At 50.2% G+C, this 24,307-nt stretch carries 18 protein-coding genes and 5 pseudogenes; 16 read left to right on the top strand and 7 right to left on the bottom strand.

Translation table 11 applies throughout. From position 1 onward, the window contains the following. The first annotated feature begins 364 nt into the window (after nucleotides 1-364). The 4 genes from AC1S5B_RS05485 to AC1S5B_RS05500 all read left to right on the top strand — a co-directional run bounded on the left by AC1S5B_RS05485 (nucleotide 365) and on the right by AC1S5B_RS05500 (nucleotide 4,844). Nucleotides 365-2,074 carry an FAD-dependent oxidoreductase gene (locus tag AC1S5B_RS05485; RefSeq protein ID WP_482034685.1) on the top strand — a complete coding sequence of 570 codons (1,710 nt, stop codon included), beginning with the start codon at nucleotides 365-367 and terminating at the stop codon, nucleotides 2,072-2,074. A gap of 91 nt (nucleotides 2,075-2,165) precedes the next feature. Next, on the top strand, nucleotides 2,166-2,426 hold the full coding sequence (locus AC1S5B_RS05490; protein ID WP_482034686.1) for a hypothetical protein: 261 nt from the start codon (nucleotides 2,166-2,168) through the stop codon (nucleotides 2,424-2,426). A 13-nt stretch (nucleotides 2,427-2,439) separates the two neighbouring features. Then, complete coding sequence (locus AC1S5B_RS05495) at nucleotides 2,440-3,636, top strand: MFS transporter (RefSeq protein WP_482034687.1); 1,197 nt, start codon at nucleotides 2,440-2,442, stop codon at nucleotides 3,634-3,636. Nucleotides 3,637-3,815: 179 nt separating this feature from the next. Next, the gene (locus AC1S5B_RS05500) at nucleotides 3,816-4,844 is read left to right on the top strand and encodes a class I fructose-bisphosphate aldolase (RefSeq protein WP_482034688.1); all 1,029 of its coding nucleotides are present in this window, start codon (nucleotides 3,816-3,818) and stop codon (nucleotides 4,842-4,844) included. Nucleotides 4,845-4,857: 13 nt separating this feature from the next. On the opposite strand, the pseudogene AC1S5B_RS05505 reads toward AC1S5B_RS05500, so the two are convergent. Beyond that, a pseudogene (locus AC1S5B_RS05505) lies at nucleotides 4,858-5,019 on the bottom strand (DUF6130 family protein); the annotation flags it as partial. On the opposite strand from AC1S5B_RS05505, the gene AC1S5B_RS05510 reads away from it, so the two are divergent. Continuing rightward, complete coding sequence (locus AC1S5B_RS05510; RefSeq protein WP_482034689.1) at nucleotides 5,018-5,221, top strand: hypothetical protein; 204 nt, start codon at nucleotides 5,018-5,020, stop codon at nucleotides 5,219-5,221. The pseudogene AC1S5B_RS05505 and the gene AC1S5B_RS05510 overlap by 2 nt on opposite strands. Before the next feature lie 49 nt (nucleotides 5,222-5,270). Here the strand turns inward: AC1S5B_RS05510 and AC1S5B_RS05515 are convergent. From AC1S5B_RS05515 to AC1S5B_RS05525, 3 genes and pseudogenes are all read right to left on the bottom strand, one after another. Beyond that, nucleotides 5,271-5,333 (bottom strand): annotated as a pseudogene (locus AC1S5B_RS05515) (hypothetical protein); the annotation flags it as partial. Beyond that, nucleotides 5,329-6,051 carry a transposase gene (locus AC1S5B_RS05520; protein WP_482034690.1) on the bottom strand — a complete coding sequence of 241 codons (723 nt, stop codon included), beginning with the start codon at nucleotides 6,049-6,051 and terminating at the stop codon, nucleotides 5,329-5,331. The gene AC1S5B_RS05520 and the pseudogene AC1S5B_RS05515, both read right to left, overlap by 5 nt. Further along, nucleotides 6,048-6,440, bottom strand: coding sequence for an IS630 transposase-related protein (locus tag AC1S5B_RS05525; RefSeq protein ID WP_482034691.1), 393 nt, complete (start codon nucleotides 6,438-6,440; stop codon nucleotides 6,048-6,050). Before AC1S5B_RS05525 ends, AC1S5B_RS05520 begins: the two co-directional genes overlap by 4 nt. Before the next feature lie 172 nt (nucleotides 6,441-6,612). Here AC1S5B_RS05525 and AC1S5B_RS05530 point away from each other — a divergent pair, with 172 nt between their 5' ends. Both AC1S5B_RS05530 and AC1S5B_RS05535 read left to right on the top strand, forming a co-directional pair. Continuing rightward, a complete protein-coding gene (locus AC1S5B_RS05530) occupies nucleotides 6,613-7,086 on the top strand; it encodes a TspO/MBR family protein (RefSeq protein WP_482034692.1) in 474 nt (157 codons plus the stop codon). A gap of 132 nt (nucleotides 7,087-7,218) precedes the next feature. Then, nucleotides 7,219-7,440 carry a Nif11-like leader peptide family natural product precursor gene (locus tag AC1S5B_RS05535; protein WP_171575679.1) on the top strand — a complete coding sequence of 74 codons (222 nt, stop codon included), beginning with the start codon at nucleotides 7,219-7,221 and terminating at the stop codon, nucleotides 7,438-7,440. 485 nt (nucleotides 7,441-7,925) lie between these two features. Here the strand turns inward: AC1S5B_RS05535 and AC1S5B_RS05540 are convergent. After that, nucleotides 7,926-8,150: pseudogene (locus AC1S5B_RS05540) on the bottom strand (IS1 family transposase); the annotation flags it as partial. A gap of 559 nt (nucleotides 8,151-8,709) precedes the next feature. Here AC1S5B_RS05540 and AC1S5B_RS05545 point away from each other — a divergent pair. Together AC1S5B_RS05545 and AC1S5B_RS05550 are read left to right on the top strand one after the other, a co-directional pair. Beyond that, the gene (locus AC1S5B_RS05545; RefSeq protein ID WP_482034693.1) at nucleotides 8,710-14,040 is read left to right on the top strand and encodes an FG-GAP-like repeat-containing protein; all 5,331 of its coding nucleotides are present in this window, start codon (nucleotides 8,710-8,712) and stop codon (nucleotides 14,038-14,040) included. Between the two features lie 54 nt (nucleotides 14,041-14,094). Next, the gene (locus AC1S5B_RS05550) at nucleotides 14,095-14,427 is read left to right on the top strand and encodes a hypothetical protein (RefSeq protein ID WP_482034694.1); all 333 of its coding nucleotides are present in this window, start codon (nucleotides 14,095-14,097) and stop codon (nucleotides 14,425-14,427) included. Nucleotides 14,428-14,486: 59 nt separating this feature from the next. Here AC1S5B_RS05550 and AC1S5B_RS05555 read toward each other — a convergent pair whose 3' ends face one another. Continuing rightward, the gene (locus AC1S5B_RS05555; protein ID WP_482034695.1) at nucleotides 14,487-14,579 is read right to left on the bottom strand and encodes a DUF6788 family protein; all 93 of its coding nucleotides are present in this window, start codon (nucleotides 14,577-14,579) and stop codon (nucleotides 14,487-14,489) included. Between the two features lie 312 nt (nucleotides 14,580-14,891). On the opposite strand from AC1S5B_RS05555, the gene AC1S5B_RS05560 reads away from it, so the two are divergent. From AC1S5B_RS05560 to AC1S5B_RS05580, 5 genes are all read left to right on the top strand, one after another. Continuing rightward, entirely contained in the window at nucleotides 14,892-15,080 is a 189-nt protein-coding gene (locus AC1S5B_RS05560) for a hypothetical protein (protein WP_482034696.1), read from the top strand. Between the two features lie 303 nt (nucleotides 15,081-15,383). Beyond that, nucleotides 15,384-16,139 (top strand): ParA family protein, encoded by a 756-nt coding sequence (locus AC1S5B_RS05565; RefSeq protein ID WP_482034697.1) that lies wholly within the window; start codon nucleotides 15,384-15,386, stop codon nucleotides 16,137-16,139. After that, a complete protein-coding gene (locus AC1S5B_RS05570) occupies nucleotides 16,136-16,909 on the top strand; it encodes a ParB/RepB/Spo0J family partition protein (protein ID WP_482034698.1) in 774 nt (257 codons plus the stop codon). The genes AC1S5B_RS05565 and AC1S5B_RS05570 overlap by 4 nt, the downstream gene beginning before the upstream one ends. A 425-nt stretch (nucleotides 16,910-17,334) precedes the next feature. Beyond that, a complete protein-coding gene (locus AC1S5B_RS05575) occupies nucleotides 17,335-18,186 on the top strand; it encodes a GNAT family N-acetyltransferase (RefSeq protein WP_482034699.1) in 852 nt (283 codons plus the stop codon). 366 nt (nucleotides 18,187-18,552) lie between these two features. Continuing rightward, nucleotides 18,553-19,845 carry an S-layer homology domain-containing protein gene (locus tag AC1S5B_RS05580; RefSeq protein ID WP_482034700.1) on the top strand — a complete coding sequence of 431 codons (1,293 nt, stop codon included), beginning with the start codon at nucleotides 18,553-18,555 and terminating at the stop codon, nucleotides 19,843-19,845. Between the two features lie 227 nt (nucleotides 19,846-20,072). On the opposite strand, the gene AC1S5B_RS05585 is transcribed toward AC1S5B_RS05580, so the two are convergent. Beyond that, nucleotides 20,073-21,839, bottom strand: a complete 1,767-nt coding sequence (locus AC1S5B_RS05585) for a hypothetical protein (RefSeq protein WP_482034701.1) — start codon at nucleotides 21,837-21,839, stop codon at nucleotides 20,073-20,075. A 107-nt stretch (nucleotides 21,840-21,946) separates the two neighbouring features. Between AC1S5B_RS05585 and AC1S5B_RS05590 the strand changes: the two are divergent. Beyond that, nucleotides 21,947-22,709, top strand: a pseudogene (locus tag AC1S5B_RS05590) (IS1 family transposase). Between the two features lie 83 nt (nucleotides 22,710-22,792). Then, nucleotides 22,793-24,007, top strand: a pseudogene (locus AC1S5B_RS05595) (ISNCY family transposase); the annotation flags it as partial. Nucleotides 24,008-24,307 lie beyond the last annotated feature (300 nt).

Below are 24,307 nucleotides of genomic sequence, written 5' to 3' on the forward strand. Positions count from 1 at the left end.
AAACAACGTTAAGGACTTTGTAGACTTCAAGACTGCATTGATGAGTGGGACAAATCAGTCAAAAAACATACTACATATCACTGCTGCTGTGCCTCAACTTGGCGCAAAAGCGACAAGCTCACGGTCTAGAAGTGGGGCTGGGAAGAGCGCTCAGGCGATGTGGTACTCCATGGCCAGGAACAGTGTCGTACCCCAACTTGATACAATTGTTGCTGACAGGGGGTTTCAACCAGTCTTACCTTGAGAGCACTACCCATATTTGTTGTTTGAGGAGAAGGACTCTACGGCTCTAACGAATCCTCGTAGTAAAACTGAGTAAAGATAACAACTAAGATCATCAAGGTCTCTAAGAGGAACCCTGGCAATGGAAACCACCAATATTGATAGAACGACTGAGCCAGTTGATCCAAGCGATCCCTATGTTCGTAGCGCTCAAACGTTTCCGGTGCTGACAGAAGAGCAGATTGAGCGCGCCAGATTGCTCGGACAGGAAGAAGCGTTGCCCAAAGGCACAATCCTGTTTGAACGTGGGCAGCGCAGCGTCGATTTCTTTATTGTGTTGCAGGGCAGTATCGAAATTTATGAGCATCGCCAGAAGGGGATGAATGTCGTCACCGTCCATGGAGAGTATCAATTCACTGGAGAACTCGATTTATTCAACAGCCGCCAAATTCTCGTTGGCGGTCGCATGGGCGAGGATGGCAGCGTTCTGCGCTTTGATCGCCACCAGTTTCGTAAACTCATTGCGGCTGAACCAGACATCGGCGAAACTGTCATGCGAGCGTTTATTCTGCGACGCATGGGCTTAATCTCGCATCAGCAAGCTGCTGTGACGCTGATCGTCACCAAAGAGTCTGCGGATAAGCTGCGGATTGAGCGGTTTCTGCGACGCAACGGCTATCCTCTAGAAGTGCTCAGCTATGAAGCCGCCTGCCGGGAAACTGCTTTTTTGCGGGACGTTGACCTCAAAGAGGAACAACTCCCGCTCGTGTATATCCACCTGGGCGAACAACTGCTGTACAACCCGTCTAACCTGGAATTGGCTCAATGGCTGGGACTGGTGGAGGTTCTCCCCCCAGACCAGGTTTATGATGTGGCGATCGTGGGTGGTGGTCCGGCGGGACTTTCGGCGGCGGTCTATGCTGCTTCAGAAGCGTTAGATACGGTGTTGATCGAAGCTGAAGCACCCGGCGGACAGGCGGGCACTAGCTCAAAAATTGAGAACTATCTTGGGTTTCCGACTGGCATCTCGGGACAGGCGTTGGCAGGCAGGGCGCAGGTGCAGGCACAAAAATTTGGGGCAACGATCGCACTGCCCTTTTTCGTGAACAAGATTGATTGCGAGCGCTCTCCCTTCACCCTGACACTAGATAATCAAACTCAAATTCACACCAGAGCAGTCGTCATCGCTTCGGGTGCGCGCTACCGCAGACTCAATTTTGAGCATCCGTTTGACAACGCGGGCGTATACTATGCGGCAACCGCAATGGAGGGTGGATTCTGCCAGAACGAGTCGGTAATTGTGGTAGGCGGCGGCAACTCAGCCGGACAGGCAGCAGTGTTTCTGTCCCGTCATGCCAGTCACGTGCATCTGCTGGTACGGGGTGACAATTTAAAAGCAACGATGTCGGATTACCTGATCAGCCGCATCACTGCCTCAGACCGGATCACACTGCACACCCAGACCAATATCACTGATTTGCATGGCGATCGCCACCTGGAACAAGTAACCTGGCATGATCGCCTTACCGACACTAGTGAAACGCATCCGATTCGCCATGTGTTTCTGATGATTGGCGCTGTTCCCAACACCGGGTGGCTGAAAGATTGCCTGAAGCTGGACGAAAAGGGCTTTATTTATACAGGTATCCAACTGATTGATCGCCAAGACTGGACATTAGAGCGACACCCAATGGTCTTAGAAACTAGTGTTCCGGGAATTTTTGCAGCAGGCGATGTGCGTTCCGGGTCTGTGAAGCGGGTTGCTTCAGCGGTGGGGGAGGGAGCCATCATCATCAGCCAGGTACATCAGTTTTTGAGTGAGCAGACGACAGAGTCTTTACTTCCATCCTAAAAGGTCGGGAGTGCTTGAGCGTGCTTTGCTATGAACAGTGAATCTTGCTGCTCAAGTTGGCTGATCGAGAGTTGTGTAGGATGAAGCGAGCTTGCCATGTCGTGTAGGTGCTACGAAAGCAGCTGCTAGCCGAACTGAATCAGGTCAGAACACGCTGTTGCAGGAGTGTCGGCGAGAAAATATGGTCGCAGATATAGCTCAGGTTGCATTACAAGCAGCGATCAACGGCATTGAAGAAGTGTACCCAGATGAACTGGCAACTCAAACGGTTGCCCAGCCAGTGATCCGAAAGCAGTGGAAAAGCAGTTTGCTCAAATGTTGCCTTCAACCTAGTCACTTGCAACACAACTAACTAAAAAAACATCATGAGTCAACCAAACTCCCATTCATTTCCCACCAAAGCGACTCTGTTGCTGGTAAGTACACTAACTGTGATGGCGGGGGCAACGATCGCGCCTTCCCTGCCTGCCATGCAAGAGCACTTTAAAGAAGTCCCCAATGCGGCTCTTTGGGTTCGACTGGTACTCACATTGCCAGCCCTATTTATCGTCGTTGGCTCACTGATTGCGGGAGTGGTGGTCGATCGCTTTGGGCGTAAACCGCTTCTGCTAGCAGCGGCTTCTGTGTATGGGTTGGCTGGCGCGTCCGGCTACGTGCTCAACTCGTTGTTCCACATCTTGATTGGGCGAGCGTTTCTAGGGTTTGCCGTCGCAGGCATTATGGTCACTGCCACCACCTTGATCGCAGATTACTACACTGGATCAACCCGCGCTGCCTTTCTCGGCTTGCAGGCTGCCTTTATGGGTTTAGGAGGCGTGGTCTTTCTGTCACTCGGCGGATTTCTGGCGGATCAAAACTGGCGCTCTCCGTTTTTGATCTATCTGTTTGCCTGGGTGCTGTTGCCACTGATCATTTGGGCCATCTCCGAGCCACAACGAATGACACCTTCCACTCAAGGGAATATTCCCGGTTCTGGCTCCAGTTTTCCGGTCAAACTGCTGGCGTTTCTCTACGGCGTGGCGCTGCTGACTCAAATTATCTTCTACCTGATTCCAGTGCAGTTGCCGTTTTACCTGAAAGAATTAGCGAACGCAAACGCGAGTCAAAGTGGACTGGCGATCGCCTTAGCAACCCTATTCAGCGCCATGTCGTCCTTCTTCTACGGTAAAATCAAACAGCACTTTGGCTTCTTTAGCGTTCTGGTGCTGGCGTTTGGATTGATGGGCGCAGGCTACAGCATCATCGGTCTAGTGAATAACTATGCGTTAGTGCTGGTTGGATTGGCGATCGCGGGGTCAGGGTTAGGGTTGCTCATGCCTAATCTAAATCTGTGGATTGCCTCTGAAGTTTCCGATGCGGCTCGAGGACGGGCGCTGGGAGGCTCGACAATGTTCTTTTTCCTAGGGCAATTTCTTTCACCGTTGGTTAGTCAGCCCGTCAGTCAAGCGATTGGTTTAGGCACAACCTACGCTTTAGCGGGAGGGCTAATGCTAGTTTGCGGATTGGCTCTTATGGCTCTACAGCGCCCTATTTGTAGGCTGATTTCCACAAAATCAGCGTGAGCTGCGAGTTCATTTTGTACTTTCATGCAAGGAAATAATCCTATAAGGTTTGAGTATGACGGAGTTTGTCCGTGGGACTGCGGTTGTCTCCATCAACGATTTGCTGCTGCGTCCGCTAAAGTTGGGGTGAGTCAGTGCTTCCAGTACATTTATCCAATGATCAAAGGAACCTCTGAGGTATGTACGAACAAGAGTTAGTGGCTACCGCCAAGGCAATGGTTGCTCCAGGCAAGGGCATTTTGGCGGCTGATGAAAGCTATAGCACCGCGAATAAGCGGTTTGAGAAACTGGGCATTCCTACAACCGAAGAAATGCGTCGAGCATACCGCGAAATGCTCTTTACCGCTCCTAGGATTGGTGAGTTTTTTAGTGGCGTGATTTTGTTTGATGAGACGATTCACCAATCCACGAAAGATGGCACTCCGTTTATCAAAGTCTTGTCGAATGCTGGCATTATTCCCGGCATCAAGCTAGATGCGGGTGCAAAATCGTTAGCCAAAGCGCCGGGTGAAACGGTGACTGAGGGGTTAGATGGCTTACGTGATCGCATTGCTGAGTACTACCAAATGGGTGCCCGCTTTGCTAAGTGGCGGGCTGTGATTACAATCGATGACGGAATTCCGTCCAATCGCTGCCTCAAAATCAATGCCCATGCCCTTGCCCGTTATGCCGCACTGTGTCAGGAAGGCGGATTGACCCCGATCGTTGAACCAGAAGTATTAATGGATGGTGACCATACGTTGGAGCGCAGTTATGCAGTGCATCAAGAAGTACTCAAAACGGTGTTTGACGAACTCTACAGTCAGGGTGTCGAACTCGATCAGATGATTCTCAAGCCCAGTATGGTGATTCCGGGTGAAAAAAATCCTCATCAGGCAAGTGTTGAAGACGTAGCACGATGGACAGTGAAATGTTTGCGAGAGTGCGTTCCTGCTGCCGTTCCCGGTTGCGCCTTTCTTTCTGGCGGCCAAAGTGATGAACTGGCGACTGCCCATCTCAATGCAATGAACACTCTATTTAAAGACCAACTGCCCTGGCAACTGACGTTTTCCTATGGTCGTGCGCTCCAGCAAGCCGCGATGCAAACCTGGAATGGACAGGATGCGAATGTGGCTGCGGCTCAGGAGGAACTGTATCGTCGTGCCAAATTGAATAGTGCCGCTGCGTTGGGAGAGTATCAGCCTGAAATGGAGAAAATAGCGGTGTGAAAAACAGGGGCAATACGCGCAAGTTCTCCGTGCGGTACTGGATGAAGACGCGACCCTGAGACAGCGGTTCGGGAAGCGGTGGATCGACAATTAGCTTGGCGGGTGGTTCGTTAGCGATCACAATCAACGGGGATGCACCGCGAATGGCGTTGGCGCTGAGGGTGTAGTCTGTCATGGTCAAGTATCCAAACAAGTGGATTAAGGCGCTGTTTAGAGAAGGGATTGATGGCTTAGTTTTAGCAACGGATGCTGTTGGCGAACGTACTACAGTCAGTTTGGCATTGCACTCGAGCGTGAATCATCTGCTAAAGCAGCAAAGCGAGAAAGGCGTGTGTGAGCATGAGGTATGCCTCTCAACCAAGCCACAATGCGGGTGATGTTCATGGCAATGCTCGTGAGAATGTGTTGAAGGTGGGTTTTGGCTAACCCAATATAGCGAGTGCGGCGTAAGCCAAAGCAGTGAATGCCCTGAGAGAGCGTTCCTTCAATTCCAGCACGTTGATTGTAGCGTTGTTGCCGGCTGACGTTTGTTGTTGCCGCACCCTCTGTAACACCTCATGCTCTGCTTGGGGCGAAAGCCTAATGCCCGTGCTTCCGTGGCTGAGCGCGTACACAAGGTTCGTACGGGACAATCTCGACAATCACGGTGTAAGAAGCGCACATGGATAAAGCGATTGCCTCCGGTATCCGTGGCCTCGATCCACTTACGACTCTTTTTCCCTTGAGGACAGGTCACTTGTTTTGTATTCCAGTTGATGCGAAACTGGCTCAAGTCATAAGATCCCTCCACTTTAGTTTGCCAACTGCCATTGGGTCGCATCGGTCCAATTAACGCAATCCCATAGTCTTTACGACTGTCAATCAACAAGCCACTATCGACATAACCCGCGTCGGCAAAGTGTTCCTGGGGCAGCAATTTCTTGGTTTTAAGCCTCTGATGAATGGATTTGGTCTGCTCGATATCGGGAATATTGGCAGTAGACGTTATGACATTGGTGACCAAATGCATTGTCTCTGCATCACAGGTTTCGGTTAAATGCACTTTGTAACCCGTCCAAGTACTCGATCGCTTATTGCCATAACGCTCTTGTGGGTCATAAGGCGAATCAGACCGCTTTCCCACGGGTGGCAAATCTTTGGCATCGCGTAGGCATAGCTTCCCGTTATCGATCCAGAATTGCTGCCCAGTGACAGACCTTGTCTTCAACTGCTCTTGAAAGGCTTGACGCTTCTGCTCATCGCGCTCTCGGTAGCCGTACGTCTTTTTTTTCGACTCAAACCCAGTTTTCGCAGCGCGTGACTGATGTTCTGCTGCGTGACCCCTTCGCCCCATAACTTCGCCATCTCCCCTTGAGTCTTGCCTCCATGGGCTTGGGCAAACTCACGAAACCGTTGCCAGTCCGTGATTTTATGTCTATTTCCCCGCTGATAATGGGTGATCGCTTGGCAGGTGCCAGTTTGTTCCTGTCGCTTCAGCCACAGGTCGAGCGTGTTGCGGCTGATGTTCAGCATTCGGCTCACTTCGCTTTTGCGGACTCCACGCTCAACCGCAGCAGTTGCTTTTTGGCGTAGGTCTTCACTATAGGGGGCAGGCATTGATATTGCTTGATGGGTTTCTTTCCTCTAGTATAAGTCCTAATATAAATGTTTAGGGCTATATTGATAAGAGCACTGGTTGACTTGGAGATGCCCCTTACCTGTCCCTAAGATGGATGTTGACACTAAAGCAGCTTGCTACCATTAATGCTGTGTTTTGCAGGAAACAAGGATGTCAAACTCCTGGCTCATTATCAGTGGCATCACGACTCTGGTTGCCTTTGGCAGTTTCTTTTTTAGACCGCGTGATATTCCCTGGGCTGCCAGACTTGATCGCCCCAAGTGGTTATTCTTTGAGCCTGCCATTCCGATCATATGGATGGCTGCATTCTTCTGCGGTGCTTGGTCGGCGGGGCTAGTTTGGCAAAATGAACCAGGCAGTCTCAAAACCTGTATCTTTATGGGGCTTTACCTGTTGGTGGAAGTAGTGACAGTCGCCTATATTCCCGCCACGTTAAGATCGCGGAGTTTGGCGATCGGGACGTTTTTAGGTGGGTTGGGAGTTGTTTTAGGTGCTGTGTTGGCGGTGATGGTAGGGCAACAATCCCTTGAAGCTGCCCTGTTATTACTGCCCTATCTGCTCTGGAGTCCGGTTGGAACCTACACGACTCGCCGTATGATTGACCTGAAACCAGAAGCAGTGTGATGGATCCAGATGAATGGTAATTAGTCCAGCCAATGGGCATCAGAGGTGTGGGAAGCTTTTCGGGGTTAAGTTAAACTCAGCGGAGCAGTCACCCACTCCGCACACCAAAGAGCGAGAATAGGAGTTTCAAATATGGCTTTAGACCAACTCGAGGCATTTTTAAAGAAAATGCAGTCTGAACCTGCACTTAAAAATGAGGTGCTTGCTTCATCAACAGCAGATGAAGTTGCACAAATAGCACTAAAGCTTGGTTTTGAATTTTCAGGTGATGAATTATTGAGAATGTCAGGTAAGAAAGTTGGCAGGGTTACTGTTAAAAGAAAGGATCTTCCTGGAGAGTACTGGGGGAATTGAGAGATCGCTCTACCTACTGATTGGACTAAATCCACTGCCTAAAACGGCTGAAACGCAATAAACTCGTAGACTAATTGCCATCTTTGCAATTAATCAACTCTCTAACGCCTGGTGGGTAATGCTTTTTGCCAACCCCTATTCCTGATAATCAATGTTATCAGGAATAGAAGGGGCGGTGAGATCAGGATGTAGCACCACAAGGTCGTCAGAAGCTGCTCACCAATCCCAACCAACCCAAGACGATCGCGGTCTGAGTGAGAAACAGGGCGTTTTCTGAACCATCTCCTGATGAATTTGAGTTTAACTTGACCCCATTTATGTCCCATGTAAAACGAGTTACACTGTGCGATCGCTGTTACACAAACACCCCCTGTGTAACAGCGATCGCACAGTGTATCGAAACTACTTCAGTCTATGGCTTTCAAAATTCCCCTAGAATTTACACTATGTCCATTGGGAAGGGACTAGACCTGTGGAGGATCTAGTCAGACCTCTAGACCGAACTCATAGCGGTTGATGAACAAACCAATGACCACATCATGCAAACAAGCTGATTTAGCAAAACAAATCGTTTAAACAACCAACCGTTTAATCCTTGTACGCAACGTTCAATACTTGCGCTCATACGCCTTCGCGGAGCGAAGCTCTACGTTTCGAGTATGACGTTTATCAACCGTCTGAAAAGCCGGATCGACCTGTCGGGCAGACGCTTTCCCTTTCCCGATTATCTATGTTTGACTACATCACTACTGCCACCACTGGGGCAAAGAATCGGTTCAAGTACTCTCTCACAAAAGCTAGGCAGACGACTCTTGCAATTTCTCTCATTTCCCCAGGTCTAATCCACGACCCCTTATCTGCAACTTTGAAAGTTTTCTAGTCAGTCAAGAACTCGGATGGCTATTTGCTTTAAATAGAACGAGCATACATTCAAACAATTTACCCCTATAAATTCACGGGATTTTAATTTTCTTTTGCTCAGAGGTTCCGCGTAGATGCCGTAGTAGTTAGCACATCACTCCTCTGAAAATATCTAAGAGGGACGAAATGCAAATTTTCTAGGCGCTGTAAATGCTGTGTAAAGCGTCTCTTCCCTAAAGTATCTCTTTCATAAAGCATCCTAAGAGTTTCGGATATCACTGAAAACTTACAGTTAAGGTATTCGATGGCACACGCGATCGCCCAACCCGTAGTTATCCCTGCTCGTAGCACCTGAAACCCGGGTCAATTCACCAAGTTCCCTACCCTTAATCCCCGGAGCGTCTATTCATGCCCATCGTCAACCTAACCGCAGGCAACAACCCCAACGAGGTTGGCACTCAGGGCACCTACATCCTGACCCTCGATACCCCTGCCCCGATCGGTGGCTTAACCGTCAACTACACTCTTACGGGCAGCACCGCCACCAACCCCGCCGATTACACCCTGGTAGCCGGCACCAACATCACCGCTTTTACAGGCAGCAGCTTCACCATTGCCGCCGGACAAACCAGCGCCACCCTACTGGTCAACGCCGTTAACGATGGCATTGCTGACCCCAACGAAACTGTGCAGCTCACCATGGCAGCCGGTAGCGGCTACACCACGGGCTACAATTCCACGCCCTCGTTTACGGCTGCCACGCCCGTCGCGGTCGGGACACTTCCGCAGTCCGTGGCGATCGGTGACTTTAATGGCGATGGTAAGGCAGATATTGCCGTTGCAAACGCTAACAGCTCCGGCACAGTTTCCATCCGCTTAGGCGATGGACTGGGTGGCTTCACGGGGACGACCAACGTCGCGGTCGGGGCATATCCCTATTCCGTGGCGATCGGCGACTTTAATGGCGATGGTAAGGCGGATTTTGCCGCTGCAAATACTAGCGCTAACAGTGTTTCGATCCGCTTGGGCAATGGGCTGGGCGGCTTCACGGGGACAACCACCGTCGCGGTCGGGTCAATTCCCTATTCCGTGGCGATCGGCGACTTTAATGGCGATGGCAAGGCGGATTTTGCCGCTGCAAACACTTTCTCCGACACGGTTTCGATCCGCTTGAGCGATGGGCTGGGCGGCTTCACGGGGACGACCAACGTCGCGGTCGGCTCGGCTCCCCAGTCCGTGGCGATCGGCGACTTTAATGGCGATGGCAAGGCGGATTTTGCCACTGCAAACGTTAACTCCAACAGTGTTTCCATCCGCTTAGGCGATGGACTGGGCGGCTTCACGGTTGCTCCCGATGTCGCGGTCGGGTCAATTCCCTATTCCGTGGTGATCGGCGACTTTAATGGCGATGGCAAGGCGGATTTTGCCGCTGCAAATCGTAACTCCAACAGTGTTTCGATCCGCTTGGGCGATGGACAGGGTGGCTTCACGGGGACAACCAACGTTGCGGTCGGCTCGGCTCCTTGGTCCGTGGCGATCGGCGACTTTAATGGCGATGGCAAGGTGGATTTTGCCACTGCAAACGCTGGCTCCAACAGTGTTTCCATCCGCTTAGGCGATGGATTGGGTGGCTTCACGGGGACGACCAACGTCGCAGTTGGGTTAAATCCTTGGTCCGTGGCGATCGGCGATTTTAATGGCGATGGCAAGGCGGATTTTGCCGCTGCAAACGGTAACTCCGGCAACGTCTCGGTGCTGTTGAACGATTCCCCCAGTGCCACCCTCACCATTGCCGACCCGCCCACCGTCAACCTTTCAGTCAACAGCACCACTGGCACGGAAGCAGGCACCACCGTTGTCACAGTCACCGCGACCGCAGCAGCAGCCGTTTTTGGCAACCAAACCGTCAGCCTCGGTGTTTCTGGTACAGGCATCACTGCTGACGACTATAGCCTCAGCAGCCCCACTATTACCATCCCCAACGGACAAACTACCGGTGCCGTCACCTTTACGGTCAAAGATGACCTCTTGATCGAGGGCACCGAAACCGCTACTCTCACGATGAGTAATCTCTCCTCTGGCATCACCCTCGGCAGCACCGCCAGCCAAGCCATCACCATTACAGATAACGACTTTCCTTCCATCGTCAATATTGCCGCAGGCACCAATCCTACCGAGGGCAGTACCCAGGGCACCTACACCGTTACTCTGGATATCCCTGCTCCCGTCGGTGGCTTAACCATTAACTACACCCTCACAGGTAGCACCGCCACCACCCCCGACGACTACAGCTTGACAGCCGGTAGTAACATCACCGCTGTCACCAGCAGCAGCTTTACCATTGCCGCCGGGCAAACCAGCGCTACCCTCCTGGTGAACGCTGCCAGCGATGCTATTGCCGACCCCGACGAAACCGTGCAACTCAACCTAGCAGAAGGTAGTGGCTACATTACGGGCTACAATTCCCCCCCCCCCTTTACTGCCACCACCCCGGTCGCGGTCGGGTCATATCCCTATTCTGTGGCGATCGGGGACTTTAATGGCGATGGACTAGCAGACATTGCCGCCGCAAACTTTTACTCCAACAGTGTTTCGATCCGCTTAAACGATGGACAGGGCGGCTTCATGGGTGGAACCGACATCGCGGTTGCGTCAGGTCCCGCTTCCGTGGCGATCGGGGACTTCAATGGCGATGGACTGGCAGATATTGCCACTGCAAACCTTTACTCCGACAGTGTTTCGATCCGCTTAAACGATGGACAGGGCGGCTTCATGGGTGGGACCGACATCGCGGTCGCATATCCCCAGTTCGTGGCGATCGGGGACTTCAATGGCGATGGACTGGCAGATATTGCCGCCGCAAACCTTTACTCCGACAGTGTTTCGATCCGCTTAAACGATGGACAGGGCGGCTTCATGGGTGGGAGCGACATCGCGGTCGGGTCATATCCCCAGTCCGTGGCGATCGGGGACTTTAATAGCGATGGACTGGCAGACATTGCCGCCGCAAACTTTTACTCCAACAGTGTTTCGATCCGCTGGGGCGATGGACAGGGCGGCTTCATGGATGGGAGCGACATCGCGGTCGGGTCATATCCCCAGTCCGTGGCGATCGGGGACTTCAATGGCGATGGACTGGCAGATGTTGCCACTGCAAACCTTTACTCCGACAGTGTTTCGATCCGCTGGGGCGATGGACAGGGCGGCTTCACGGGTGGGAGCGACATCACGGTTGCGTCAGGTCCCTATTCCGTGGCGATCGGGGACTTCAATGGCGATGGACTGGCAGATATTGCCACTGCAAACCTTTACTCCGACAGTGTTTCAATCCGCTGGGGCGATGGACAGGGCGGCTCCACGGATGGGAGCGACATCGCGGTCGGGTCAGGTCCCGCTTCCGTGGCGATCGGGGACTTTAATGGCGATGGACTGGCAGACATTGCCGCTGCAAACGCTGGCTCCGGCACCGTCTCAGTGCTGTTGAACACCCCCAGTGTCCCTCTCACCAGTGCCACCCTCACCATTGTCGATGTGCCTACCGTCAACCTCTCCGTCAGCAGCACCGCAGGCAGTGAAGCAGGCACCACTGTCATTACCGTCACCGCCACCGCCGCCAGTGCGGTTGTGGATGACCAGACCCTCAACTTAGGAGTGTCAGGCACCGGCATCACCGCCGACGACTATACCTTGAGCAGTCCCACCATCACCATTCTCAATGGGCAAACCACAGGCACCGCGACTTTCACCGTGGTAAATGATGCCATAGCGGAAGGAACCGAAACCGCAACGTTGACCCTGAGCAATCCCTCTGCTGGTATTACCCTCGGTGGCACCACTCAACCCATCACCATCACCGACAACGACATAGCAGGGGTGACCATTACTCAAAGTGGCGGCACCACTACGATTACCGAAGGTGGCGCAACTGATACCTATACCGTCGTCCTCACCTCCCAACCCACCGCTGATGTCACCATTACCCTACTAAACTCCGGTAATCAAACCAGCACCAACCCCAACACCCTCACCTTCAACGCCAGCAACTGGAACACCGCTCAAACCGTCACCGTCACCGCCGTTAATGATGCAATCGCCGAAGGGACTCACAATGGCATCATCACCCAGACTGTCAACAGCAGCGACCCGAACTACAACAACTTCACGCTTGCTCCTGTCACCGCTGTCATCACCGACAACGACAACCCACCCACCGACTTAATCCTCACCGCCAACACTGTCAACGAAAACGTTGCGGTCAACACCCTAATTGGCAACTTCACCACCCTCGACCCCGATGGCGGCACCTTCACCTACAGCTTTGTTCCTGGCACCGGCAGCACCCACAACAGCGCCTTTACTATCACAAACGACGACGAACTGCGGCTGAATGCCTCCCCCGATTTTGAAACCCAACCCAGCTACAGCATCCGGGTTCGCACCACCGACTTTAGTGGACTGAGCTACGACAAACAGCTTTCGATTATCGTCAAAGACCTCAATGATGCCCCGATTCTGACTGATACTGTCGTCACCCTCAACGGTGTGCGGAGCAATGCCCCGGCTCCCCTCGGTGCAGTCGGCATCAGCATCACCCAACTCGCCAACCTCACAGGCGGCAGTGGACAAAACAACGTGATTGACCCCGATGCGGGCGCAGTCACTGGCATCGCCATCACCGACACCGACACCACCAACGGGTCTTGGTTCTATAGCACCAACAACGGCACCAACTGGACGCCCCTTGACCCAGTTTCCAATACCAATGCGCTCCTACTTGCCGACAACACCAGCACCCGCTTATACTTCCGTCCCAACACAGGCTACACGGGCACCCTTGCCAACGCCATTACCTATCGTGCCTGGGATCAAACCAGTGGCACCAATGGGGCAATAGCAGACACCACGACCAACGGCAACCCCACCGCCTTCAGTGTGCAATTTGATACCGCATCGCTGCAAGTCAACCGCAACGCAACGACCGACTTCACGAATGATGGCAAAACCGATATTCTCTGGCGCAATGGGCTGAATGGGCAAAACCTCGTCTGGCATATGGATGGCACCACTTACAAAGCTGCCACTTTTCTTAATACCGTGGCGATAAATTCAGGTTGGAATGCCGTTGCCACGAGCGACTTCACCAAAGATGGCAAAACCGATATTCTCTGGCGCAATAGTGGCAGTGGGCAAAACCTGGTCTGGGAAATGGATGGCACCACTCGCACAAAATCTACTTTTCTCAATAATGTGGCGGCAGGTTCTGGGTGGGAAGTTGTTGGCTCAGGCGACTTCACGAATGATGGCAAAACCGATATTCTCTGGCGCAATAGTGGCAGTGGGCAAAACCTGGTCTGGGAAATGGATGGCATCACTCGCACAAAATCTACTTTTCTCAATAATGTGGCGGCAGGTTCAGGATGGGAAGTGGTCGGAACGGGTGACTTTACCAAAGACGGCAAAACTGACATTCTTTGGCGCAATGGTAGCAGTGGGCAAAATCTTGTGTGGGAAATGGATGGTACCACTCGCACAAAATCTACTTTTATTGAGAGTGTGCCGAGTAGCTCAGGGTGGAAGATTGCTGGGGTGGGTGACTTCACCAATGATGGCAATGCGGATGTGCTTTGGTACAGTAGCTCGAATGGCAGTGTGGCGATATGGGGCATGAATGGCACCGCGCGCAGTAGCTTTGTCAATGTTGGCAGTGTCTCAACTTCAAGCGGTTGGAACGTCGTTTAAGCAACGTTACCGCTCCTAAGCTAATCGTCAAACTTGCAGGGTTTGAAAAGTTCGATGCCCTGTTCGGTGAAAATCCCTGCCTTGCTATCCATAACGCCCGTTGATGTATGGGGTAAACCTGGTCTTCAATTTGCTGTGCTGTTTCTGCTACCTTTGCCCCATATTCCAGCATCGCCCTTGCCGATTATGCCGAACGATCGCACCTTACCAGCATTGGCAAAGCTCTACAGCATCCCAGGCTCTAGCAAGTGGGGTAATAGCCGCAAGCTCAGGAAGGCTGAAAGACAAGCCATGTTGAGGGCGATTTGTGAATCGATTCCTACGGTGATCGCTGCCTGTAGTGTCTGCTACCCCTGGCTATTGCTGAGGGCTTCCTATTGCATCTAGAGCGGTCGTTGCTTACCAATATATTTGGTTTTCAGCTTGCCGTTCTCTTTTGAAGAGCTTTACCAGTATGGACTATGCAAACTGCCTTTTGCAGATTTGCACGTCTTCTTACCGCACTTGATTTTTTCATGCTGCCAAGTAACGCCTTTCACCTTGCTCCCTTGAATGCCGTTAGCACCCAACTAACCGCTTAAGCATTGACGCGATCGCAAAAAAGCTTACGGCAATTAATCAGCAAAGCTGATTGGACTAAATCCACTACTCAAAACCGCTGAAAGTACTGGAAACTCGTAGACTAATTGCTTGTTGCACAATTAATCGATGGGCTGTAACTGCTGATAGATAAAGTTTTTAAAATTAGTCCGAAGGATTGGACTAAACTTGGACTAATGCCCCTTTTTTGACCGTCTCAGAATTGAAGCGTTTGAGGGGAAAAGGTTCACAAGTTAACCTGATGAATCAAAATGAAATTGGTTCACATCGGCACCAAAATTTTACCCGATTGGTACAAGAGAATTGAAACAATCAAGGAAAGCACCGGGCAATTTGAAAGCGAGGTGCTCAGAGAAGCGGTCGCCTTTCATCTGAAAAAGTCGAAGGTGGTGATGGTGCGATCAGGATGTACTCGACCTGAAACAGCGCAAGACGCATAAGTATCGCCCGGTGACGCTAAATGCTACAGCCGTCACGTCCATTGTCATCTGATACCTATCTAGGACATCGTAATATCCAGCATTACAGTTCGCTACACAGAACTAGCCCCAGGGCGTTTTAAGGGCTTGTGGGATGATCAGTGACTATGTTGAAACAGCGTAAGCACCGCAGGTAATTAGGGAAAAAGCGGTCGATTGGGCTGTTGTCTCAATGCTGTGACAAGTGCTCGATTCAGTTGAGAAGCCTATCAATTCGATCAGCAGTACAGTATTCTTCTGTTATTACTGTCAAATGGCAATTCAATGGGACAGGTTATTGCCGTCTTCAATCAATCTGGAGGCGTTGGGAAAAGCACGTTAACCATGAATTTGGGCTATCACTTGGCGCAACGCAAAAAGAAAGTGCTGTTGATTGACATGGACCCACAAGCGAGCCTAACTGTTTTTATGGGGCTGGAACCCTCTGATCTGGACAAAACGATCTATGAATCTGTGATGGCATCGGAGCCTCTACCCATTCATACCGACCTTCATGGTGTCGATCTTGTGCCTGCCAACATCAATTTAAGTGGGGCAGAGTTAGAACTGGTAGTGGCAGATATGAGAGACTATCGGCTGAAAGAAGCGTTAAGTGCTGTTGTAGACAAATACAATTTTATTTTTATTGATTGCCCTCCTAGTCTTGGCATCTTGAGCTATATCAGTCTTGTCGCAGCAACTCATGTACTGATTCCCATTCAAACGCAGTATAAAGCTCTCAAAGGAACAGAGCTTCTTCTAAGTACGATCGCTCGTGTGCGATCGCGTGCCAACAAAACGTTAAGTGTTGCAGGTGTAGTGCCTACAATGCACGAAGGTAGAACTGTCCAAGGTGTGATGTCTTTGCAGTCCATTCAGGAACAGCTAGCTAAAATTGGGACTGTCTTTCCGACCATCCCCCGCTCTGTAAGCTTTGCTGATGCGTCCCAGGAACACGTACCGTTAGCACTTTACAGCCCTAAGCATCCAGCCGTGCCTTTGTTCAATCAGATTGCTCGTAGTCTAGAAAAAATGTCATGAGTGTAAGAAAGCGCACTAACCAGCCTTATCAAATCAAAGGGGTTGATGCTCTCTTTGGTGAAACAGCCCAGGCAGAAACAGAGGATCGCCATCTGGCAACGGCTGACATGGTTCCATCAGAGCAACAGCCACGCAGGTACTTCGATCCAGAGAAATTGAACCAGCTTGTTGAGTCAATCAAACAGCATGGCATTTTAGAACCGCTATTGGTGCGTCCTCTGAAATATGGCAAATATGAGATAGTTGCCGGAGAACGCCGTTATCGAGCGGCAACGATGCTCGGACTGACTGAAGTTCCTGTAGTCATTCGGAATTTTAACGATCAAGAAGCTCTACAAGTTGCCTTGATCGAAAACCTCCAACGGGAAGACCTGAATCCAATTGAGGAAACTGAGGGTATTTTAGAGTTGGTCGCACTCCGCTTGCAAAAGGATGTTGAGCACGTTATTACCTTGCTTAATCAAGCAGCCCATCCAGAACGCAATTCTGTGGATAACATTATCCACAAAGGAGAATGGCAAGTGCTCCAGAAGATTTTTGATACGGTTGGACGCTTTACCCCTGAAAGCTTCCGTACTAATCGTCTGCCTCTGTTAAATTTGCCAACTGACATTTTGAACACTTTAAGAGAAGGGAAGATTGCTTATACCAAAGCTAGGGCAATTGCACGGGTCAAAGATGAGGCTCAACGGCATGAGTTGCTTACAATGGCTATCCAGGAGGGCTTGTCGCTGGTTCAGATAAAAGAACGTATAGTAACCAGTGAGTAACCAGTGCCAAGATTGATAGTGCTGAAGCACCAATTGCATCTCTCAAAACTCGCTTTGAATCAGCATACAAGCGTGTCAAGAAGTCAAAGGTTTGGGATAGTCCCAAGAAGCAGAAAGCTTTGGAGAAGCTTCTGGAAACGTTAGAACAGCTTGTGGAACAAGATTAATTCAGCTTTTGAAAAGCGAGCAGAGAAGACTATCCAGAGAACAGCTTGTGGAACAAGATTAATTCAGCTTTTAAAGAGCCAGCAGAGAAGACTATCCAGAAGCAATAGACATAAATACTTCTACAATAAAAAACTTAATAAGTGCAAAATTTGACCGTACTTTGCTCAGTCAATGTATCCAGGTTCATAACCGGGTATGTTTAGCAATAGAACAATAAACATCCCCGAACTTGACCCATTGCAATGGATGGAACGGCAATGACTAAAAAGTCCTATTCAATTCGACCAATGAATCGTAAAGAGCTTCAGATTGCGATCGCGTGGGCAGCCGCAGAGGGATGGAATCCGGGGTTGCACGATGCTGAGTGTTTTTATACAGCCGATCCAAAGGGCTTTTGGATGGGTTTATTGGGGGATGAACCGATCGCTACCATCTCAGCCGTTAAATATGGCGACTCTTTTGGATTTGTCGGATTCTATATTGTCAAACCAGAGTATCGGGGGCAAGGCTATGGGATTCAACTCTGGAAGGCAGCACTAGATACATTATCAGGTCGAAATATTGGTCTAGACGGTGTGCTAGCTCAACAGGACAATTATCAGAAATCTGGATTTCAACTCGCCTATCGTAATATTCGCTACGAGGGTGTGAGTGGTAGTCAGTCAACGAATCATTTAGGAGTCGTTGAGTTATCCACCATTCCGTTTGAAATGATTGCAGTTTATGATCGATCATTTTTCCCAGGCGATCGCGTTCAGTTTCTGCGAGGTTGGCTTGATCAACCTGATAGTACTGCTTTGGGTATTGTGCAAAACAACACGCTGGTAGGGTACGGAGTGATAAGGCTCTGCCACACAGGTTACAAGATCGGTCCGTTGTTTGCGGATCAGCCATCTTTGGCAGAAGCGTTGTTTGTTGCCCTCCAGTCAACGGTAGCGGCAAGTACTCCCATTTACCTGGATGTTCCTGAAATCAATGTAGTGGCTGTCAACCTGGCTGAGAAGTATGAGATGAAGAGGGTGTTTGAGACCGCTCGGATGTATACTCAAGCCTGTCCTGAGTTACCCTACGATCGCCTGTTTGGTGTGACAACCTTTGAACTTGGATGATGAATCGCTGTCGCCTTAAAGGGTATATCTAGCTACCAACTTCTGAGCAGACTGGCAATGCTTTTCAACTAGCTTCGGTGGTGCTAGAACCTGAGCATTTTCCAGATGACGAGCAACCCAGAAACTAAACTCATTGAGCGATCACATAGAAATCGAACTCTTGGGAACAAAGCCACAGTTCTGCGGTCAGCATTACCAATGGATCAGTCGCTTTGCCATCGGAACCGAGTCATTCGGTTGCACGCAAGCCACGGTTGCATCACCAAGTTTTTACTTGAGCCTGTAGACAGCGCTCAAAAGAGCAAGGATTGCTTGCTGTTGCTAAATACGTGTAATTCATTAGTACTGCTCAATTTACGGGGTTTTATGTCTAACATTCATCTGTGGTCTTCAACAAATGCAGTACTGCTGGCATTGGGTATGACCTCAACTACTATTGCACCGCTCGTGGTTTCGGCTCCAGCTTTTGCTGCCAACTTTGCGGATACGCGCTCTCACTGGGCGCGACCCTTCATCGAAACGCTGGCCGAAAGACAAATTATTGCGGGCTTTCCCGATGGTACGTTCAAGCCCGATGCCCCAGTGACTCGCGCTCAGTTTGCGTCAATCGTCAAAAATGCGTTCAGTAACAGTTCAGTGCGCGTCTCGCGTGGCTTTGGCGACGTTCCCAGTTCATATTGGGCTGCAACGGCGATCGGCAAAGCGTATGAAACTGGCTTCATGAGCGGCTATCCGGATGGTGCTTTCAAACCAGAGCAGCAAATTCCCAAAGTGCAGGTATTGGTCGCCCTTTCCAGCGGCTTGAACTTCACGCCCACTCGCGCCGCTGATACAACTCTGGCTGCGTTTAGAGATAGCAGCGAAATCCCTGCCTATGGAAAAACTGGCGTTGCAGCAGCGGCAGAGCGAAATGTGGTAGTCAACTATCCTAACGTCAGCTTCCTCAACCCTAATGAAACGGCGACTCGTGCGGATGTTGCTGCATACATCTATCAGACCTTGGTAAATCAAGGCAAACTCGCACCGATCGCGACCAGTGAAGGGGCAAACAACTACATTGCCCGACTCGACGGCGCGGCACCTCTGCCAAACACGGGCAGCAACCCAACTCCAAACAACCCAAACGCGTTGAATCCACGTTACTTAGTACCACAAGGTACATCGGTTAACATCCGCTATCTCGGCTCGCAAAAAATTGTAGTGACTCCCGGTGAGACCATCAATAACCTGGCTCTACGAGTGGTCGATGACCTTAAAAATGCTCAGGGACAAGTTGTTATTCCCAAAGACAGCGACATTATGGGTCAACTGATCCCGGTTAGCAGCAATGGTCAAATTTTGGGCACGCAGTTTATTGCTCAACGGGTGATGATTGGCAATCAGTCGTATCCTTTTAGTGCGCGATCGCAGGTGGTCAGCGGACAACCCGTAAACCAAAACACACCCCCCGGCACGCTTAGAGATGTTGCCACTTCTGCCGCAACAAACGCCATCTTGGCAACTATCCTGGGTCAAAAAGTTAATCTGGGTACTATCTTGGCAGGGGTAACTGGCGCACAGCCCACCAACCAAACACAAACTCCCCCAAACCTGATCGTGATTGACCCATCCGCTGATCTCCGCTTGACAGTCAGCAACGATTTCTACACCAATCCATAATTGGCATCCGTGATCACGGCTTTTATCGGTTGAATTGAATACTTGAAACCCAACATTCATAGACGGTGTTGGGTTTTTCTTGTTTATTCAGCTTGCGAGGAGCAATCACGTATAGCAACTCAATAGTCCTCCTGCACGAATAGCAAAACGGTGTGTCAGCACACAAACCTTGTCGCCTTCGGTTAGGCAATCGTAAAGCTGGCTGATTTGGGAGATTGCTGGGGCGTTCAACTAGCGATCGCACGCTCCAAAACCACTATCGGGATAAAGCTTTTCAACTCCTCCACCAATTCAGGGGTATTTGCTTCGGACCACATCGCCCTAATGTCTGCGAAGGACTCTGGATTCATCCATTTTTGGAGTTCAGGGTCAGTGTTTTTAGGGATCTCACCCCTCTGATTTAATCCCTGATCTCCGGGGGGTGCGATCGCAGTTTTCCGCCGTTCAATGATTGCTAAAATCGCCTGTAGGTGGGGCTTATCAACCTCATACCTAAGGTTGTTCTTATTCCCGGCGCGCTTGGTTTTGATGCCGTGACGCGAGAGGATTTCCCCGATAATTTGCTGATCGCTCATTTTGTCGATGCAGCGAAATCTAAAGGCGATTCTAAATTCTTTTTGGTGGGCACGAATGAAGCTAGCGATCGCTTCAACGGTCTTGGGATCAATCGAGAGGATTTCTCCTGCTACAATGCGCCGAATTGCTACTGCTGCTACTGCTTGCTCCAGGAGCCACGTTTTAACCGCTATCGGGTTCCAATCTTGCGGGGTAGTCGCATTCTTGTTAATGGTTTTCGAGGTTACTTCTTCGGCTAAGCCAGGAACTAGCAACGCTTCAAGCGCTTTGATCTCAGCCTTGGTACGACCCTTGCGATCGAACTTCACATCCAATGCTTTTACGTTTTCCAGTCGATAGAACTCACCCATGTAGAACTTTTCAAGGCTAAGAATTTGTTCAGGGGTCAGGGATTCTGTTGCATCTGCAAGCTTGTCGGCTTCTTCTTTGGTGATGGTTTCAGCATTTTCTACAGCTAAACAATACCGAGCGCTGACCGCTTCACTGGCTTCTTTAACTATCCCCGAAACGTTGGGAAGATTCTCAGTTGGGGCAATGACGCGGATCTTTTTCCCTTCCTTCTTCAGTAAAGCGATTAGTGTTTCCCGCAGGTTCACCATGCCCCGGTTGCGACGAACTTCGATCGCCGCCAACATTTTCAGGTTTTGACTTTGCCAGTCCAGCCGATCCACATCGACCTGTGTTTCTGGAGTCAGGGAATTTTTGACCAGCCGCGCCGCCGTCGTGTTCAGTTGCTTGAGTTCTTTCAGAAATGTTGCAACGCCTTGAGCTTTGCTCAGTTTGCTATAGGCACTCCCTCGATTAGCAATCCAAAAGAAGCGGGGTATATCACTGTCTCGGATGCGATCAGGGGCTTGGGCGATGGCATGAGCAGAGATTGAGCAGCCCTGATAGAATCCCCAGAAGCTATCAATTAAATCAGTGTGATGCTCGAAACTGAAGCCCTGGACTACTGACGGCGACGAGATGATATAGCGAATCCCTTGAAGAATCAGACTGGGCAGATCCTTGCCTTTGCTGCTCAATAGACTGGCTTGGGCTTCTCCACCGATGGTATCGCCATTAATCACCAAGCACTTATTCCGCCCTAGAATCTCTGCAAATGTTTCAGTGAGCGCTTTTGAGTCAGCATTAATGTAAAGAACCTTGCCTTCAGACGTTTGCATATCGCGGTCTAGCAGCATCGCGATCGCTGCATTCTTGGTCCCATCAATAATGAAGGCATCGTATGTCAATGCTTTACGCTCAGACCGAACTAGATAAGCCCTTTCGCCGCGAATCGACTCGATATACTCCAGCGCTTCTTCTGATAGGTCAGCGTCCGCAATCAGCACCAAATCGGCTTCTTTGATGCGACGGCTAAACTCAGCCAAAAGCAAAGACCGGATGCTGTCTTTGTTGCAGAGTTTTGAACTCAACAAAAACTCTAGCAGCGCCGAGATTTCATCGGTAATGTTTCAAACTTGTTGTTTTCGATAATAAAGATTACCTTGATAAAAGACTCAAAGATTGCGGAGACTCAAGCATGGTTTTAGAGCCGATTGACTGCCCTCAATGTGATGGAGTCGAAGTGATCAAACACGGCACCACTCCAGACGGCAAACAGCGCTATTTTTGTCAAAACACCCAGTGCCATCGGCGCACCTTTATTTTGCGGTATGAGTATCAAGGATATGTGCCGGAAGTCAAGCAACAAATTAGCGATATGGCGATCAATGGTAGCGGCATCCGAGATACTGCCCGTGTGCTTCATATTAGTCCGACTACCGTGATTAAGGAGTTAAAAAAAAGAGTGTCAACTCAAAGCGGTGAATGAAGCTAAACTCGCCCAACTAGAACCTACTCAAAGCATCGTCAAGCTCTGCTAGTGGGAGGATACAGAAGCAGAAGCCGATGAAATGTGGAGTTTTGTTGAGTCTAAAGCACAACAACGATGGCTGTGGCACGCCATTGACCATGCTAGTGGCACAGTATTGGCTTATGTCTTAGCATCGCATCAAGATGAGGCGTTTATCCAACTGAAAATCTTGTTAGAACCATTCGGGATTATGCAGTTTTACACCGATGGTTGGGGAGCTTATGAAAGACACCTCGATCCAAGTCTTCACACCGTTGGTAAACGTAATACTCAGAAGATTGAGCGCAAGCCTTTAACCTGACGGACTCGAATTAAACGCTTAGCTCGCAAAACCATTTGCTTTTCCAAGTCCGTTGTGATGCATGACATTGTGATTGGACTGTTCCTTAACCGTTATGAGTTTGCAGCAATTCCAAATTCAAAACTTTGACAACTCGCTGAATCAGACTGGAGGATAAGGAAACACCTCGTGGGAGCACGGTGATGGAATCATTGCCTTTAAGTTTTGGGGTGTTGTTAGGCTATCTGCATCAAGCCATCAGTCGGATTGAAGACCCAAGGCAAGCGAGTAACGGCACCCGCTACAGCGTGAGTGACGCAATCTTGGCAGCGTTTAGCGTGTTTTTCATGCAGTGCGAGTCTTTCCTGGAGCACCAACGGCAAATGCAGAGTCGGCAGGGCAAGGATAACGCTCAAACATTGTTTGGGTTAGCTCAAATTCCGAGTACACCGCAAATCCGCAATATTTTGGATCACCTGGCTGCACCTGTCCTAACGGGTGTGTTTGAGCAGGTGTATCGAGGTTTGAGGCAAGGGGGATACTTGCAGGCATACCACTGCTTGGGAGGGCATTTGTTAGTCACCTTAGACGGGACGCAATATTTCAGTTCGCAGAAAATTCAGTGTCAGCAGTGTTCAACTCGAACGCATAAAAATGGGCGTGTGACCTATTTTCATAGCGCGATTCTACCCGTGATTGTCGCTCCTGGTCAGTCGCAGGTGATTGCCTTAGCCCCCGAATTTATCAGTCCGCAAGATGGGTCTGTGAAACAAGACTGCGAAGTGGTGGCGGCTAAACGCTGGATGCAGACCCATGCGGGGCAATTTGCCCAACACCCAATAACGCTGCTTGGGGATGACCTCTATAGTCGTCAACCGATGGTTCAGCAGTGTATAGAGCTTGGCATAAACTTCATTTTTACCGCTCTACCCGACTCTCACCCTGCCCTGTACGAGCGCTTGCACGTGCTTGAGGTTTTGGGGGCGCTCGAGACCCTAGAAATCCGGCAATGCCACCAGCGCACTCCAGCGATTTATCACTACCGCTATGCCAATCTCGTGCCGATTCGGGACACTCAACCCGCCTTGCTGGTCAATTGGTGCGAACTGGTCGTTACCCGGGAACACGACGCTCAGGTGCTCTACCACAATGCCTTCATCACCCACCATCGCTTGGGTCATACCACCGTTGCCTCAGTGGTCGCTGCTGGTAGAAGTCGGTGGAAGACCGAAAACGAAAATCACAATGTCCTCAAAACCAAGGGGTACCATCTCGAACACAACTTTGGGCATGGGCAACAGCATTTAGCCAACTTTTTGCTCACGCTCAATCTCCTGGCTTTCCTGTTCCATACAGTGCTTCATCTAGTGGACACGTCTTATCAGAAAATTCGCCACCAACGGGGCACTCGCAAGGGTTTCTTTCAAGACATCCTCAGCCTGACTAAGTATTTGCTATTCAATAGTTGGCAGCATCTAATTGACTTTATGCTCTCCGATGCAGACCCCTCTCCTATCACTGATTCCTCTTAAATTTTTGAATTTGGAATTGCTGATGAGTTTGGCTTACCTATCTAACCTGAAACAACAACTCTAGAACACGACCATATCGTGATCGCGGCAAACATCAATGTTTTATGAAACTGTTTTGTCATCATTAGTTTTCACTACATCAATGAATGTTGCTTTTTGCAAACCTGCGAGACAGGCGATCGCCCCTCATCTTTTTCTTGTGAAGGGCGATTGTGC

It is taken from the genome of Leptolyngbya sp. CALU 1928 (assembly GCF_056784215.1).